We start from the raw sequence: 17,838 nt of genomic DNA on the forward strand, positions 1-17,838 counted from the left end.
TCGTAATGATTCTATTTTATAAGGAGGATACATTCATGAAAAAAATTCCGGTTACGGTATTGAGCGGCTATCTAGGTGCTGGAAAGACCACCATTTTGAATCATATATTACAAAATCGCGACGGCTTAAAAATTGCCGTCATTGTCAATGACATGAGCGAGGTGAACATAGACGCCGGCTTGGTAAAGCAGGGAGGCGGCTTATCCCGAACGGATGAAAAACTCGTAGAATTATCCAACGGCTGCATCTGCTGCACGCTGCGTGAGGATTTACTGGTAGAAGTTGAAAAACTGGCAAAGGACGGACGATTTGATTATATCGTGATTGAATCCACGGGAATCAGCGAACCGATCCCTGTCGCCCAAACATTTTCTTACATAGATGAAGAAATGGGCATTGATCTTACGAAATTTTGTGAATTAGACACAATGGTGACGGTGGTTGATGCCAATCGTTTCTGGCATGATTTCCAATCTGGTGACAGCCTCTTAGACCGTAAAGAAGCAGCCGGGGATGAGGATGAACGGGAGATTGCGGACTTATTGATTGACCAAATAGAGTTTTGCGATGTGCTCATTTTAAATAAATGCGACATGGTGGGCGAAAAAGAGCTTGATCAGCTTGAAACCGTTCTCCGTGCATTGCAGCCCCGGGCAAAGCTGATCCGCTCCGTCCGCGGGGAGATTGCAGCTGATGACATTTTGAATACCGGTTTATTTCAGTTTGAGGAAGCGAGCTCATCAGCGGGATGGATCAAGGAGCTGACGGCAGGCCATGCAGAACATACCCCTGAAACCGAAGAGTACGGCATCACTTCGTATGTGTATTCACGGCGGCTGCCATTTCATACCGTGCGTTTTGACAACTGGATTCACCAATCGATGCCTGAAAACATAGTGCGGGCCAAGGGAATTGCCTGGTGCGCGACGCACAACAGCCTGGCACTGCTTATGTCTCAAGCGGGTCCGGCGGTCTCAATAGAACCTGTTTCCTATTGGGTGGCCGCTATGCCGAGGCTTGAGCAGGAGCAGATCAAACAGCACGAACCGCAGATCATGGATGACTGGGACCCTCAATTTGGCGATCGCCATACCAATCTGGTCTTTATCGGAACGGATTTAGATCAAGAAGCCATCACAAAGGAATTGGATCAATGTCTGCTTACGGCATCTGAGTTTGATTCAGACTGGTCACAGCTCGAAGATCCGTTTCAATGGGAAATCCAGCGGGCGGAATGACATACTGGCCGTGTTTAAATGAAAGTGAAGAGGGAAGGAGTGATAAAAAAGGAGCTGACCAAATGAAAGCACTGGCATATCAAGGGAAAGAGCACATGGAAGTGAAAGAAGTGGCTGCACCTAAAATTCAAGATGAAAGAGATGTCATCGTCCGCATCACCGCAACGGGAATCTGCGGATCAGACCTTCACTTGTATAAAAACGGAATACCTGCCGATCCGGGGTATATCGTCGGTCACGAACCGATGGGAATTGTGGAAGAAACGGGAAGTCAGGTGCAAAAACTGAAAAAAGGTGACCGCGTCGTGATTCCTTTTAACATAGGCTGCGGGGAATGCTTTTATTGCAAGCATCAAATGGAAAGCCAATGTGATGAGTCAAACCCCAATCCCCACACGGATGCCGGCGGCTTATTCGGCTTCTCTGAGTTTAACGGGAATTTCCCCGGCGGTCAGGCTGAATATTTACGTGTGCCTTATGCCGATTTTTCTTCCTTTCTTGTACCGGCAGAAAGCGAACTTGAAGATGAACAGGTGCTGTTTTTGTCAGATGTTATGCCGACAGCCTTTTGGAGCGTTCAGCATGGCGGGGTGAAAAAAGGGGACACGGTGATTATTCTTGGCTCCGGGCCGATCGGTTTAATGGCGCAAAAATTCGCCTGGAAAAAGGGAGCAAAGCGGGTAATCGCTGTCGACCAAGTCCCGCATCGCCTTGAACATGCGAAACGCACAAACGGAGTGGAGACATACAATTTCGCAGAACATGATGAAATCGGAAAGCTGCTTCATGAACAAACTTCAGGCGGCGCCGATGTCGTTATTGACTGTGTCGGTATGGACGGCACGCCGCTTGCAACGGAAAATGCAGACCAAAAACCGAATCAGTTCGGAACCATCAGCCCGATTCTGACAGCGTCAGAAGCCGTAAAGAAGTTTGGCACCGTCCAGCTCACCGGCGCTTACATTTCTGAAGCGGACGGCTTTCCGATCGGTGATTTTTTCACACGAAACGTCTCATTAAAAATGGGACAGGCACCTGTCATACATCTGATGCCGCTGCTGTATCAAATGGTTGAACAAAAAGAAATTGATCCGACAGATATCATTACACACAAAATGAGTCTTGCCGAAGCCCCTGCTGCATATGATATATTTGACAAAAAGAAAGATGGCAATATTAAAGTGATTTTGGAGCCATAGTGAGGAGAAACAATGAATATTTACAAACCGGCAGGGTTTTGGATCAGATTGGGAGCGGTATTGCTCGATTATTTAATTATTACTGTGCCTTTGGCGATTATTTTTATGCTGATAACAGGAAAAGATCCGAATGACAGCACATTCATCAGTGTTATTTTGACAGTCTACTCTATTGTGCTGCCTGTATACTGGAATGGATATGTCATCGGTAAAAAGATTTGCGGAATCCGCATTGTCAAAAAAGACGGTACTCAAGCGAGCTTTCTCACCATGATTTTAAGAGTGATTGTCGGCGGCATTATATATGGTATTACATTTGGCATAGCAGCAATCGTGAGCGCATTCATGGTCGGCATGAGAGAAGACAAACGGTCAATTCACGATTTCGTGGCCGGAACATATGTCACTTACGCACGGCCTGAAGAAGGGATGGAAAAGAGCGAATAAATTTTCGCTCTTTTTTTGTATAAATAATGGTTGAAGGCACAACATATGACAAACAGCTAAAGGAGGAAACGGATAATGAAAAAAGCTGCGTTACAATTGATCGCGGTATTCATTGCCGCAATGTTTTTTTCAATACCTGCGCACGCCGCTGAAACGAAAATGCCTTCAACCATGTCACTCACAGAACAGCAGAAAAAAGAAATAGAAGTGCTGGAAAAAGAAATATTGGAAAAACGCAAACATGTGATTTCCAAGTATGTAGAGTATGGTGTATTGCCGAAAGAAAAAGCAGAGCATATAAAACAGCATATGGACAGACACTTTAACATGAAGAAACAAAATGGCTTTATACCGAAACCTCCCCCACATAAGCTTGAAAAACGCCACCATTCTTGAGCATCCAATTTTCGTTGGATGTTTTTGTTTTTCTCTTGTTAGATAGAAGAGACGATGACAGACCTCTAATTGAGGATTGCTCTGAAACGCGTTTCATAACGTATGATATGGGTATCAAACGCATCGGGAGGATGAAACATATGATTCACGAAAAACCAGGCTCTTTCCCTGATACATTTTTATGGGGCTCAGCTTCCGCGGCCTATCAAGTTGAGGGGGCATGGAATTCAGATGGAAAAGGCCCTTCGGTATGGGATCTTTTCACAAAAATACCGGGTAAAACGTTTAAAGGCTCAAACGGAGATACAGCAGTCGGCCATTATGACCGTTATAAAGAAGATGTCGCATTAATGGCAGAAATGGGTCTGAAAGCTTATCGGTTTTCTGTCAGCTGGCCACGAATCTTTCCAAACGGAAGAGGTGAAATTAACGAGGCCGGAATAGCATTTTACGAGAACCTGATAGATGAATTGATTTCTAAAAATATTGAACCGGTCTTGACGCTTTATCATTGGGACTTGCCTCAGGCGCTTATGGATGAATACGGCGGATTTGAATCGAGAAACATAATTGACGATTTTAATGAATACTGCGTTACTTTATACAAAAGATTTGCCGGCAAAGTGAAGTACTGGGTCACGTTAAACGAGCAGAATTACAATTTTCATAACGGGTTTATCACCGCAACGCATCCGCCGGGAGTAAAAGACAGAAAGCGATTTTACGAAGCGAACCATATTGCGTTTTTAGCTAATGCTAAAGCTATTGAATCATTTAGAACATATGTGCCCGTCGGCAAAATCGGACCGAGCTTTGCTTATTCACCGGCTTATCCGCTTACCAGCCGCCCGGAGGATATAACTGCTTTTGAAAACGCCGAAGAATTTATGAATCATTGGTGGCTCGATATGTACTCTTGGGGAACATATCCTCAAATTCCTTTCCGTTATTTAGAGGAAAAAGGCTGGGCGCCGACGGTGGAGACTGGTGATATGGAACTCTTGGCAAAAGGCAAGCCGGATTTTATCGGAGTTAATTATTATCAGACGATTACGTATGAAAGAAATTCACTTGACGGTGTATCAGAAGGAAAAATAAACACAACGGGTCAAAAAGGCACGAACCAGGATACTGGAATACCGGGGCTGTTTAAAACGAAGAAGAACCCAAATCTTGTGACAAGCAATTGGGATTGGACCATTGACCCGATAGGCCTGCGAATCGGCCTGCGGCGAATTACGAGCCGTTATCAGCTGCCTGTTTTTATAACAGAAAACGGTTTGGGTGAATTTGATAAAATAGAAGAAGACGGTTCAATTCAGGATGATTACAGAATTGACTACTTACGTTCGCATCTTGAACAGTGCAAACAGGCCATAAGTGACGGGGTGGATCTGATCGGTTATTGCAGCTGGTCATTTACCGATTTATTAAGCTGGCTGAACGGCTATCAAAAACGGTACGGTTTTGTATATATTAACCGTGATGAGGAAAATGAGAAGGATTTGAAACGCATTAAGAAAAAGAGCTTTTCTTGGTACCAGCATGTGATCGAAACAAACGGCGAAAGTTTATAAAGAGTGCCCTGAGAGAAGAGGTCTTCTCTCAGGGGTTTTTTACTTTGAGGCTGCATCAATAATATACGTATCTGCATGAAGGTCTGATGATTCAGCCGGAACCGAATAACAGGTAAGGAGGTATTGCCCTTTGGGAAGATCAAAGAAAAGCCGTTTTGACATGATACTCTCAATCTCAATTCCTTCTTTTACGGCCTCAAATGGAACAGTCACTTTTTTCTCATAGGAATGAACCGGCTCACTGCAATTAAGCCGCAGCACAATAAACACTTTTGTGTTTCTCTGGGCTTCAAACGAGACAGCTCCGTCAGCTTCCGCATATCCTTTTTCAATTGCTTCATCAGTCCAATCAATAACAGGCGGTTCTGAATCTCTTTGGAAGATTGTAAATTGATGATAAGAAATGGTAAGTTCTTGCGGTTTCCATGATTTAATCAATGGCTGTTCCTCCTGCCTTTTATTTAATCTTAAACAAAACTCTCGTTCCGTCGGGATCATTGGTAAGCTGGTGCCCCACCCAAGAGCCGGCCCCCCGGTTGTCTGCCGGAGAAATATATTCCACGGAAGCGTTTGTTCCGCCTTGCTTACAAACCGCCATCGGCCACTCATCTCGATCATATCCCGTTTTAACCGGTATATCTTTAAGAGATTGCTCGCGCCGCTTATGTACGCCGTCTCTGTCAATGGTGCATATGCTGGAATACCCTTCTTTTATCGCGTCCTTAATATGCTTTGCTGTTTCCGGATATCGTTCGGACGGAAAATTGATCACTTTATCGTAATCTGCTTGCTGAACGGCCTGCTCGTTATCTGAGAAAATATCGCCTTTTATCAGGGCCGTGACTGCTCCGGCAATGATGATGAGAACAAACAGCAGTGCTTTCAATGTTTTCAAGAGAATGAATCACCTCCAAACTTCAGTTGCTGTAAAGCTGGTCCAAGAATAAATCAGAATCGGCCGGCTGTAAAGCAGTGAAAAAAATATTTTTCGGCTGTAAATTCATTTGATATCTCCTAATTTGGCCGGGGAAATCATTTTTTTCTATGAAAAAACCGATTCAAAAATGATTTTTGCCCGGCTGTGTGCGGACATTACTGATTGCTACCGAATGTTAAATTGACTTATTATAGCGTTAAGCTCACCCGCAAGATGAGAAAGGGTATCTGACGCAGCCGTGATTTCTTCCATAGCAGCAAATTGTTCTTCGGCCAATGAAGCCGCTTGCTTCGTATTCGAATTAGATTCTTTAATGTCGGCTGTATTAGCCGTAAAGGAGGCCGTTATTTCCTGGGCGCTTGCCGAGATATTTAGTACAGAAGCTGAAAGGCTGTTGACCCCAAGGCTGATCTCTTCCATGGCGTTTACGATGTCGCTGAACACGAGTCCGATGCGCTGCATCATATTGACTCCTTCTGCTGCCTCTGTTTTTACGGATTCAATAGAAAGAGAGGATTGTTTCATATCAGACTGAATTTCTGCAATTACTTCAGAAATTTGGCCGGTTGATTTTTGAGATTCCTCCGCGAGCTTCCTGACCTCATCTGCGACAACCGCAAAGCCCATTCCGTGTTCTCCGGCTCTTGCAGCCTCAATTGACGCATTTAGTGCAAGCAGATTTGTTTGATCTGCAATCTGCGTAATGGCCGAGACAATTTGGTCGATTTGTTTCGAGCGGCCATCAAGGAGCCGGAGCATTTCCTCGCTTTTTTGGATGGATTGATGAATTGTATTCATTTGCTGCTGAGCGTTTGCCATCTCTTTACCGCCAATTTTTGCTTTCTGCTCAGCATAATGGCCTTTATCAGCTATATCTGATGCATATACCGACATTTGTTGAATATCGCCTGCTGTTTGCTCCATTGCCTCTTCATTTCTTGAAATTCTTGTCATTTGCTGATCAGAACGGTTTGCAATTTGCTGTACGGCTTCCGTAATTTTTTCTGAGGCCTGATTTGTTTCTTCTGCGCCTGCCGATAATTGCTCCGATGACGAGGCAAGCTGTTCCGCCGAGCGCTGGACAGTTTGAATGGTGCTGCTTAACTTCAATCTCATTTTATTGTAGGAGACACTCAAATCAGCCAATTCATCGCTGGACTCATCTGATATATCTTTTGTCATGTCGCCGTTTCCGGCACTTTCAAATGCGAGATTTAAACGGTTCAGACGTTTATTGATTCTTCTGGTGAAAAGTGTGACCAAAACGACAGACAGTATAATAACTGCAGCTAAAACGGCAGCAACTTGCGTAAGTATAGATTTAGTGAGCGATGTTAATACACTTTGGCTTGCACCTGTGTACAGCATTCCGATAATGGTGCCGTTTTTATCTTTTAAAGGCAGGTATGCCGTTTGATAGGAAGACCCTGCGACGTCAGCTTCGCCGTAAAATGTTTCTCCGTTTTTGAGTACGGTTTCGGTGACATCGGCAGCTGCTTCTGTACCAACAGCCCTTTGTCCGTCTTTCATGACGTTAGTTGCGACGCGGGTGCTGCCCTGAAAGATGGTAACGGTGTCGCCTGTTTCTTTACCGAGCAAATCAACGAGTTCTTCATTTTGATTAATTAACGTGTCCCCTTTGTATAGCTTATCTTGCTTAATGACCCAATCGCCTTTGATTGTATCGCCTATATAGCGGCTGCTTAGAGAAAGATCCCCCTTTGCCTTTTCGGTGGCCATTTTTTTCAGGCCGTCCGTCATATCCTTGAAAAAAACAATTCCTGCCGCTATTGCGAATAACAGTATGATGGAAAGAACCATGCATAATATTTTGGTTCCCAGTTTAAATCTGATTTTCATCGTAATTCCCCTTGCTTCATTAATTTGTCATCTTATTTGATATCGGTTTTCTTTATAAAAAGTTAATGAGGAAGGGAATTGGACGAAAAAACGGCCACCTGAGGATGGCCGTCAAAACATTATTCAAGATTCGCATGCTTTGTAAACATGGTTTTCGAGTTCAGTCTTTTTTTCTCCATGATATTTAAGATAACTGCATCATAAAACAGCAGGAGGGTTTGTTCGAATAAAGATCCCATCGGCTGTATTGTTTTACTGCTTCCGTCGGCTTTGTCTTTAGTAGAACCGGGCATTGTAATCGTGACATCAGCAAGTCTGCCGAGACTTGAATCAGGGTTTATGGTTAAAGCGGTGACAATGCCATTTAGGCTTTTCGCTTTTTCCGCTGTATGAACAAGGCTTTTCGTTTCGCCGGATCCGGAACCGATAATGACGAGGCCGTCTTCCTGGAGTGGCGGGGTGAGCGCCTCACCGACGATGTAAGCGTTCAGCCCTATGTGCATCATTCTCATGGCGAAAGATTTGGCCATAAAACCGGAGCGCCCTGCTCCCGCCGTGAAGATCTGGCCGGCTGACAATATCTGCTCCGCAAGCTTGTCCGCTTCGCCGTCCGCAATGAATGCCGCAGAACGGGATAATTCATTCAGGATTTCAGTTAAATAATCGGTCGTTTTCATCATCCTTGTGTGATCAGCTGTTTCATTTTTGAAGCGGTATCCGCTTTATTGTCAGCACCCGTTATTCCCCCGCCGACAATGATAAGATCGGGATTTTGTTTCACGGCTTCAGAGAGCGTCTCAAGTTTAATGCCCCCGGCAATTGCGGTTTTTGCGTTTTTAACTGCCTTTTTAATTGTTGTCAATTCCTCGAAAGAATTTTTTCCTTCCGCCTGATGATCATAACCTGTGTGTACACAAATATAATCAACACCCAGTGCGTCAACTTCTTTCGCCCGTGTTTCAAGGTTTTTAACGTTAATCATGTCGACGAGAATTTTCTTTTGCTGTTTTTTTGCTTCCTCCACAGCGCCTTTGATTGTTGAGTCGCCGGTTGCGCCGAGAACCGTGATGATGTCGGCTCCGGCTTCTGCCGCTTTCATGATTTCGTATCCGCCCGCATCCATGATTTTAAGATCGGCAAGCACTTTCAGATGAGGGAAGGCTGCTTTCATTTCTTTTACGGCTTTTAATCCTTCATTGATCACAACCGGAGTTCCGATTTCGACGATGTCCACATATTGCTCTACTTCTTTTACAAGTTCGATTGCCTCCGGGATATTCACTAAGTCTAACGCCAGCTGTAATTCCATTACATATCCACTCCTCTTTGTGATGTAGTTTACATTCTAATGAGTGCCCTGCGCGTTGGGAAGTACGCACTTTCAAGTCAAATAGTTACTTTGAGGATACCGTCTCCCGCAGGCCAGCCGCTTTCTTTCGGGTAAAATCACGTGTTAGTATAAGTAAAGAGGATTTTGAGAAAAAGTAAGTGATGTCTATAGGTGATGAACATACAAAAAGTATGGGAAGGGAGATTAACTATGAGCCGTATGGATGAGAAAACGTTTAATTGTGAAAAGGAATTAACGCTTGCCGTGATTGGCGGGAAGTGGAAGATGCTTATTATGTGGCATCTGGGGAAAGAAGGCACAAAGCGGTTTAATGAGTTAAAAGCATTAATCCCGGATATTACGCATAAAATTCTTGTGAATCAGCTTAGGGAACTGGAACAGGATCTGATTGTTCACCGGGAAGTATACCCGGTCGTCCCCCCGAAAGTGGAATATTCCTTAACGGCCCAAGGGGAGAGTCTTATGCCGATTCTGGACGCGATGTATGAGTGGGGAAAAGAATATATGGAATTAATCAATATTGATAAAAAAGTGATGAAAGAATCTTTTTAAAGCGCTCTGTTTAATATAATAGAGGGCTTTTTTTGCGGTCTTTTGAGATCATATTGCGAACGGCTGTATGTGCTTTTTCGGTTCTTGCGCTGTCATGCAGACAATCAATAAAGTTTGTAAAGATTGTGAGTTCTGGAATAGCTGGAGATCCATCTGAAAAACATTATATTCTAAAAATTTTTAATTTTATGTAAATAATATTTTTGGAAATATGTTGCGGGATGCCGCAAAAAACCCTCTGTTTTTGTCGGAATTTTTTTCGGTGTGCCGCATGAAACTTTTCACCCATTTTTCGGTGATAAAAACAATTTTTTCATATAAAGTGAACTTAAGTAGATATATAGAAATACATGAAGAAATAGGTAAACCTTTCATGCTTACAATCAATGGCTTTTGTCTTGATTTCTCATATTTTTCCGCCGAAATGCGGACTGGCAGGCCTGCGGACGCGGCATTTCGGCGGACCATGGAACGGGATCTTTTTTGCGGAAGTGGTTCTTTTGGCTTGAGAATGTGTTAGGGACATAGTGGGAGGCTGTTTTTACGGGAGAATTGACAACTTAGTCACAAAAAAGGGAGGCGCAAACATATGGAAATAACTTTTTATCCTTTAACAAATGCTCAGAAGCGTATTTGGTATACAGAGAAATTCTATCCGAATACGAGTATTTCAAATCTTGCCGGTTTCGGAAAACTTATCTCAGAGGACGGGGTCCATGCGGCGCTTGTCGAGAGTGCCATTCAGGAATTTGTCCGGCGGCATGAGTCGATGAGAATCAAGCTTCGTCTTGATGAGGACGGTGAGCCTGTTCAATATGTGAGCGGATATCGTCCTTTGTCTATTGAACATGTGGACATCAGGCAAGCCGGTTTAACAGCGGACGAGCTGTCAAAGCTGGGACGTGAGGAGGCAAACCGCCCTCTGCCGTTATATGACCATGATTTGTTTCGTTTTTCCTTGTATACGATTAGTGAAAACGAGGTCTGGTTTTATGCAAATGTTCATCATATCATTTCAGACGGGATTTCAATGACGATTTTAGGTAATACGATTACCGATATTTATTTAGAACTGGCCGGCGGCATGGGTGAAGATAAAGGCGAATCACATTCCTTTATTGAGCATGTCCTGTCAGAGCAGGAGTATGTTAAATCCAAACGATTCAAAAAGGATCGTGATTTTTGGAATGCACAGTTTGAGAGCATTCCGGAACTTGTGTCTCTTAAAAGAAGCCGAGCTGACGCCGGCCTTGGCGCCAAAAGGTTTTCTCAAGAAATTCCTCACGGGCTGTACACGCATATTCAGACATTTTGCGAAGATCATAAGGTCAGTGTTCTCTCGCTTTTCCAGTCAGCTCTTATCGCATATCTGTACAGAGTGACCGGGAGGGACGATGTCGTTACGGGTACGTTTATGGGAAACCGGACGAATGCGAAAGAGAAGCGGATGCTCGGGATGTTTGTTTCTACAGTGCCTGTGCGGACAAGCGTCGACGGGGGCCAAGCGTTTCTGGAGTTTGTAAAAGGGCGGATGAAGGACCTTATGAAAATTCTCCGTCATCAAAAGTATCCGTATAACCTGCTAGTGAACGATTTGCGCGAGTCGAAAAGCACGCTGAGCAAATTGTTTACGGTGTCTCTGGAGTACCAGGTGATGCAGTGGCAGAAAAAGGAGAATCTTTCATTTTTAACTGATCCTATTTTCAGCGGGAGCGGGACAAATGATATTTCGATTCATGTAAAGGAACGATGGGACACTGGAAAACTGACGATTGATTTTGACTATCGCAGTGATGTATTCACTGAAGAAGAGATTACATCCGTTTCTGAACGCCTGATTACATTGCTTGAAGATGCGCTCTTGTCTCCTGATCGTGCGATTGATGAGCTTGCTCTTATTTCTGATTCGGAAAAAGAGCGCCTTCTGAAACGGGCCGGCGGCAATCCGACGGCATACCGCAAGGAGATGACGATACCGGCTCTTTTTCAAGAGAAAGCGGAGGCTCTTGCCGATAAACCAGCGGTTGTATATGAAGGCCGCACATTGTCCTATAGCACATTACATGAACAGTCCGGCCGCATTGCGGGACGCCTTCTGCAGCATGGTATATCCGCCGATTCTCCTGTTGCGGTGCTGCTCGGCCGTTCGGAGCGGGTCATTGCGGCGATTATGGGGATTTTGAAAGCCGGAGGGGCTTATGTGCCGATAGATCCTGATTTTCCGGCTGAGCGGATTCAGTACATTTTGGATGACAGCGGAGCGAAAGCGGTTCTGACGGAAGATGGAATTAAAGCGCCCGAAACGGAAGCTGAACTGATTGATTTTGATGAAGCGGTTCACTATGAGATTCCGGCGGCCGGCGTGAACTTAGCATCCGACAGATTGGCCTACATCATCTATACATCGGGTACGACGGGGCGGCCGAAAGGCGTCATGATTGAGCATCGCCAAGTTCACCATCTGGTTCAGTCTCTTCAGCAGGAAATTTATCAATGCGGTGAACAGACGTTAAGGATGGCGCTTTTGGCTCCGTTCCATTTTGATGCTTCGGTTAAACAGATTTTTGCATCACTTCTCTTGGGGCAGACTCTTTATATCGTGCCGAAAACAACCGTAACGAACGGTTCGGCTTTGCTAGATTATTACCGTGAAAACCGGATTGAAGCCACTGACGGAACGCCTGCCCATCTGCAAATGATCACAGCGGCCGGGGACGTCGGCGGAATTGAACTGCGCCACCTGCTGATCGGGGGAGAAGGTTTGTCTGCCGCAGTGGCCGATCAGCTCATGACACTCTTTAAAGAAGCAGGCGCAGCACCGCGTCTGACAAATGTATACGGGCCGACGGAGACGTGTGTGGATGCTTCTGTGCACCTTGTCTTACCTGACGGAATCGGCAATCAAGCTGCATACGTTCCGATCGGAAAAGCGCTCGGAAATGCCCGGCTGTATGTATTGGATAAACATAAACAGCTTCAGCCCGACGGCACGGTCGGGGAGCTTTATATCGCGGGAGACGGCGTGGGACGCGGTTATTTAAACATGCCGGATATGACCGCTGAGAAGTTTTTGCCTGACCCGTTTGCAAAAAGCGGAAACATGTACCGCACCGGTGATATGGCGCGCTGGCTGCCTGATGGCACGATGGAATACATCGGCCGGGAAGATGATCAGGTGAAAGTCCGAGGCTACCGCATCGAGCTTGGAGAAATTGAAACGGTGCTCAGAAAGGCGCCGGGCGCAGCTGAAGCCGTCGTACTGGCCAGACCGGATCAGCAGGGGAATTTAGACGTATGCGCATATATCGTGCAGGAGGATGGAACGGATTTTCAGCCTGCCGAGTACAGGGAGTATGTGTCAAAACACCTCCCTGACTACATGGTGCCGGCTTACTTTACAAAAATAGAAGAAATTCCGCTCACGCCGAGCGGGAAGGCAGACCGAAGCAAGCTGTTTGCGCTTGATGTGCAAGCTGTCAGCTCAACAGTGTATACCGCACCGAGAAATGAAACGGAAGAAGCCCTCGCCGCCATTTGGCAGGAAGTCCTCGGGATGGACAAGGCGGGAATTTATGATCATTTCTTCGAGGCGGGCGGACATTCGTTAAAAGCGATGACGTTATTGACGAAAATCCATAAAAAAATGGGTGTTGAGATCCCGCTGCAATACTTGTTCGAGCATCCGACAATCGCCGCTCTGGCTGATTATGCGGCCGGCTGTGACCAAGGAAAGGCTTTCCGTACGATTGAGCCTGCCGAAAAACAAGCGCATTATCCGCTTTCGCTCGCCCAGCAGCGGACGTATATCGCCAGCCAGTTTGAGGATGCGGGTGTCGGCTATAACATGCCTGCCGCTGCTATTGTTGAGGGGCCATTAAATATTGAGAAGCTGGAACATGCATTTTCTGACTTAATCAGAAGACATGAAGCACTGAGAACGTCATTTCGATTAGAGGACAGCACGCCGAGGCAAGTGATTCACGAAGATGTTCCGTTTCACATTCAAATGATAGAGGCAGACGGCAGAACGAATGAACAGGTAATGAAGGATTTTGTGCGCCGTTTTGATTTGTCAGAAGCGCCGCTGTTCAGAATCGGTTTGCAAAAGCTTGATGAACGCCGCCATATGCTGATGTTTGACATGCATCACCTCATTTCTGACGGAGTGTCCATCGCCATCATCCTGAAGGAGCTTGCCGCTATTTACAGCGGGGCGCAGCTTCCTGAATTGCGCATTCAATATAAGGATTATGCCGTATGGCAAACGGAACGGGCCGAAGAAGGCTATCAGAAGGAGCGGGCATACTGGAAGGATGTCTTTGCGGGTGAATTGCCTGTGCTTCAGCTGCTCCCTGATTATCCGAGGCCGCAGGTGCAGAGCTTTGAGGGAGACCGTGTATCTGTCAAGCTGAGCAAAACGCTGCAAGAACGGCTGCACAAGATAGCCGAGAACAACGGAGCCACTCTTTATATGGTGCTCTTATCTGCATACTATACACTGCTTTCTAAATATTCCGGACAGGAAGATATTATCGTGGGAACGCCGTCAGCGGGAAGAAATCATTCTGACACCGAGGGGCTTGTCGGCATGTTTGTCAACACGCTTGCGCTGCGAAGCTCCGTTAAGCAGGATCAATCCTTTGTCAGTCTGTTGGCTCATGTCCGGCAGCAGGTGCTGAACGCATTTTCTCATCAGGATTATCCGTTTGAATGGCTGACCGAAGAGCTGAATGTTCCCCGTGATATGAGCAGGCATCCGATATTCGATACGATGTTCAGTCTGCAAAATGCAGCGGACGGCATTCCGAAAATCGGTGATCTCACCCTATCCCTTCATGAAACAAATTTCAACATCGCCAAATTTGATTTGACGATGCAGGCGCGGGAATCGGCGGAAGGCATGATGCTCGATCTGGATTATTGCACGAAGCTTTATAAACAGTCGACCGCAGACCGTATGCTGGCACATTATGTGCACCTGCTGGAAAGCGCAGCCGCTGCGCCGGAAGCGAAGATCGGTGACTATCATCTGCTTTCTGAACAGGAGGCAATGAATCAATTACAGCAATTCAATCCGAAACGAACGGCTTATCCGAAAGAAAAAACAATCGTACAGATTTTTGAGGAGCAGGCTGAAAAGACGCCAAACCGTACAGCGCTTCAGTTTGAAAGAGAAGAACTGACTTATAAGGAGCTGAATGAGCGCGCCAACAGGCTTGCACGGTATATTCTTTCTGTCGGAGGCGGCGGAAAAACGGCGGCTGTGTTATGTGAACGGTCAACGGACATGATTGTTTCGATCATGGCTGTATTAAAAGCGGGCTCCGCTTATGTGCCGATTGATCCCGAACATCCGGTACAGCGAATTCAGCATTTCTTCCGTGACAGCGGGGCGAATGTGCTGATGACGCAGGAAAGCTTAAAGCCGATCGCAGAAAAGGCCGGATTTCAAGGAGTGATTGTGCTTGCTGACGACAAGATGAGCTATGACAAGGAATCTCATAATCTCGCAATGCCGTTTGACTCAAAAGCGATTGCCAACCTCACCTATACATCCGGTACGACGGGGACGCCGAAAGGGAACATCGTCACACATGCCAACATTCTGCGGACGGTGAAAGACACGAACTATTTGACTGTGTCTGAGGAAGACACCGTGCTTGGGCTTTCCAACTACGTGTTTGACGCTTTTATGTTTGATTTGTTCGGTTCTCTTTTAAACGGTGCGAAGCTTGTGATCGTTCCGAAAGAAACCGTGCTGGATATGTCCCGCTTATCCCGCGTGATCGAACGGGAAAATATCAGCATTCTGATGATTACGACGGCGCTGTTCCATCTGCTTGTTGACATGGAGCCCGCCTGCCTGTCAACTCTTCGGAAAATCATGTTCGGTGGAGAGCGTGCCTCGGTGGAGCATGTCAAAAAGGCGCTTGCAACAGTCGGCAAAGGCAAGCTGCTTCATATGTACGGACCGTCAGAAAGCACGGTGTTTGCGACGTATCATCCGGTGGATGTTATTGAAGAGGACACGCTTTCTATTCCGATTGGGAAACCGGTCAGCAACACGGAAGTCTTCATCCTGAATCCGGACGGACGCGTGCAGCCGGCAGGCGTCGCAGGCGAGCTGTGCGTCAGCGGAGAAGGGCTTGTTCAAGGTTACTACAACCGTCCTGAGCTGACGGAAGAAAAGTTTGTGCCTCATCCGTTCAAAGACGGTGATCGCATGTATAAAACAGGCGACTTGGCAAGATGGCTGCCGAATGGCGATATCGAATTTATCGGCCGTATCGACCATCAAGTGAAAATCCGCGGACAGCGGATTGAGCTTGGAGAAATCGAGCATCAGCTGCAAAGCCATGACCGTGTTCAAGAAAGTGTTGTTCTTGCAGTTGATCAAGGCGCGGGTGACAAGCTCCTTTGTGCTTATTTTGTCGGCCTTGGAGAAATTTCTTCCCAGGAGCTGAGGGAGCATACGGCGAAGGACTTGCCGGCATATATGATTCCGGCCGTCTTTATCCAAATGGATGAGCTGCCGCTTACAGGGAACGGGAAAATCGACCGCCGGGCACTGCCGCTTCCTGATGTAACCGCAGCGAACGCCGTGTCGTATACAGCTCCGCGCAATGAAACAGAACAGAAACTGGCAGATATCTGGGCTGAGGTACTGCAAGCGGAGCAAGTCGGCATTCATGACCAGTTCTTTGAAATCGGAGGCCATTCTTTAGCGGGAATGAAGCTTCTCGCTTTGATTCATCAGGCGTTCGGCGTACAGCTTACATTAAAGGAGCTTTTCACTTCTCCGACGGTGGCCGGACTGGCACGGCTTATTGCCGGCGCTGATCAGCAGGGGGCTGAAAGCATTACGCCGGCGGCAGTGCAGGAAACATATCCGGTTTCCTCTCCGCAAAAGAGAATGTTTGTGCTTCAGCAGATGGAAGGCGCTGAAACAAGCTATAACATGCCGTCCGTTCTGCGATTGAAAGGAAAGCTTGACGCTGAAAAGCTGAAAGGTGTCATGAAACAGCTGACCGAACGCCACGAAGCATTCAGAACGACCTTTGAAATCAAGGATGGAGAAACGGTTCAGCGGATATGGGCAGAAGCTGATTTGGATGTTGAATATCATGAGTCCTCTGCGGATGAGGCTGAACGGATTATTCACGACTTTATCCGGCCTTTCCGCTTGGACCAGCTTCCTCTCGTCAGAATGGGGTTGGTTAAGATTGCTGAAGATGACCATCTCATGCTGTTTGATATGCACCATATTATTTCAGACGGAGCCTCGGTCGGCGTGCTGATAGATGAACTGTCGCGTCTGTATGGCGGAGAAATGCTTGAGCCGCTTCGGATTCAATATAAAGACTACGCTGTGTGGCAGCGGGAGTTTATCCAGTCAGAGCAATACCGGAAGCAGGAGGAACATTGGCTGCAGGAGCTTGATGGCGAATTGCCGGTATTGACGCTGCCGACGGATTACAGCCGTCCGGCCGTTCAAACCTTCGAAGGTGACCGGATGATCTTTTCCCTGACGGAGAAGCAGACGTCGGCCCTCCGCAGTCTGGCTAAAGAAACGGACTCCACCATGTACATGGTGCTGCTGGCTTCGTACAGCGCGTTTTTATCAAAACTGAGCGGCCAGCACGATATCATTGTCGGTTCTCCGGTTGCGGGGCGGTCACATGCCGATCTCGCACATGTCATCGGTGTATTTGTGAATACACTCGCGATGCGTACGTATCCGGAAGCAGACAAGGCCTTCACGGACTATCTTAATGAAGTGAAACAAACCGCCTTGGGCGCGTTTGATGCGCAGGATTATCCGCTGGAAGACCTTTTGCAAAAGGTCGAAGTGCAGCGTGACACGAGCAGAAATCCATTGTTTGATGCCGTATTTTCGATGCAAAACGCAAATGCGGAAGATTTAATGATGGAAGGAATTGAGCTTAAACACCATCCGTTTGAAAGAAAAACGGCCAAGTTTGATCTGACGCTGACGGCTGATGAAACAAACGGAGGCTTAACGTTTGTGCTTGAATATAACACCGCGCTGTTTAAACCGGAAACGGCAGAAACATGGAAGCGTTATTGGCTTCATCTGTTAGATGCCGTGACGGAAAACCCGAATGCGAAGCTTTCACAGCTTTCACTTGTGAATGATACAGAAAAACAAGCCCTCCTTGACGCATGGAAAGGCAAAACCCTTCCCGTACCGCGGGACAAAACGGTTCACCGCCTCTTTGAAGAAACGGCGGCGCGCTACGCAAGCCGCCCTGCCGTGACA

The 17,838-nt window shown here is 46.6% G+C and carries 12 protein-coding genes; 7 read left to right on the top strand and 5 right to left on the bottom strand.

The window, feature by feature from the left end; all coding sequences use genetic code 11:
- Window positions 1–35 precede the first annotated feature (35 nt).
- The 5 genes from J7E26_RS17240 to J7E26_RS17260 all read left to right on the top strand — a co-directional run bounded on the left by J7E26_RS17240 (window position 36) and on the right by J7E26_RS17260 (window position 4,857).
- Window positions 36–1,238, top strand: coding sequence for a GTP-binding protein (locus tag J7E26_RS17240; RefSeq protein WP_214800629.1), 1,203 nt, complete (start codon window positions 36–38; stop codon window positions 1,236–1,238).
- A 62-nt stretch (window positions 1,239–1,300) separates the two neighbouring features.
- On the top strand, window positions 1,301–2,437 hold the full coding sequence (locus J7E26_RS17245) for a zinc-dependent alcohol dehydrogenase (protein WP_214814434.1): 1,137 nt from the start codon (window positions 1,301–1,303) through the stop codon (window positions 2,435–2,437).
- Between the two features lie 12 nt (window positions 2,438–2,449).
- Window positions 2,450–2,884, top strand: a complete 435-nt coding sequence (locus tag J7E26_RS17250; RefSeq protein WP_214800631.1) for an RDD family protein — start codon at window positions 2,450–2,452, stop codon at window positions 2,882–2,884.
- 75 nt (window positions 2,885–2,959) lie between these two features.
- Window positions 2,960–3,280 (top strand): YckD family protein, encoded by a 321-nt coding sequence (locus J7E26_RS17255; RefSeq protein ID WP_214800632.1) that lies wholly within the window; start codon window positions 2,960–2,962, stop codon window positions 3,278–3,280.
- Window positions 3,281–3,420: 140 nt separating this feature from the next.
- A complete protein-coding gene (locus tag J7E26_RS17260; protein WP_214800633.1) occupies window positions 3,421–4,857 on the top strand; it encodes a glycoside hydrolase family 1 protein in 1,437 nt (478 codons plus the stop codon).
- A 39-nt stretch (window positions 4,858–4,896) separates the two neighbouring features.
- On the opposite strand, the gene J7E26_RS17265 is transcribed toward J7E26_RS17260, so the two are convergent.
- The 5 genes from J7E26_RS17265 to hxlA all read right to left on the bottom strand — a co-directional run bounded on the left by J7E26_RS17265 (window position 4,897) and on the right by hxlA (window position 8,963).
- Window positions 4,897–5,295, bottom strand: a complete 399-nt coding sequence (locus tag J7E26_RS17265) for a competence protein ComJ (protein ID WP_214800634.1) — start codon at window positions 5,293–5,295, stop codon at window positions 4,897–4,899.
- Between the two features lie 19 nt (window positions 5,296–5,314).
- Window positions 5,315–5,752 carry a NucA/NucB deoxyribonuclease domain-containing protein gene (locus J7E26_RS17270; protein WP_214800635.1) on the bottom strand — a complete coding sequence of 146 codons (438 nt, stop codon included), beginning with the start codon at window positions 5,750–5,752 and terminating at the stop codon, window positions 5,315–5,317.
- Window positions 5,753–5,959: 207 nt separating this feature from the next.
- Window positions 5,960–7,654, bottom strand: a complete 1,695-nt coding sequence (locus J7E26_RS17275; RefSeq protein WP_214800636.1) for a methyl-accepting chemotaxis protein — start codon at window positions 7,652–7,654, stop codon at window positions 5,960–5,962.
- A gap of 119 nt (window positions 7,655–7,773) precedes the next feature.
- Window positions 7,774–8,331: a 6-phospho-3-hexuloisomerase gene (gene hxlB, locus J7E26_RS17280; protein ID WP_214800637.1), complete on the bottom strand. Its 558-nt coding sequence runs from the start codon at window positions 8,329–8,331 to the stop codon at window positions 7,774–7,776.
- A complete protein-coding gene (hxlA, locus tag J7E26_RS17285; protein WP_214800638.1) occupies window positions 8,331–8,963 on the bottom strand; it encodes a 3-hexulose-6-phosphate synthase in 633 nt (210 codons plus the stop codon). The genes hxlB and hxlA overlap by 1 nt, the downstream gene beginning before the upstream one ends.
- Before the next feature lie 231 nt (window positions 8,964–9,194).
- Between hxlA and hxlR the strand changes: the two genes are divergently transcribed.
- Both hxlR and srfAA read left to right on the top strand, forming a co-directional pair.
- Window positions 9,195–9,557 (top strand): transcriptional activator HxlR, encoded by a 363-nt coding sequence (hxlR, locus tag J7E26_RS17290; protein ID WP_214800639.1) that lies wholly within the window; start codon window positions 9,195–9,197, stop codon window positions 9,555–9,557.
- Window positions 9,558–10,146: 589 nt separating this feature from the next.
- A partial coding sequence (gene srfAA, locus J7E26_RS17295) for an amino acid adenylation domain-containing protein (RefSeq protein WP_214800640.1) occupies window positions 10,147–17,838 on the top strand: 7,692 nt, incomplete at its 3' end.

It is taken from the genome of Bacillus sp. ISL-51 (assembly GCF_018613535.1).
GTDB lineage: Bacteria > Bacillota > Bacilli > Bacillales > Bacillaceae > Bacillus.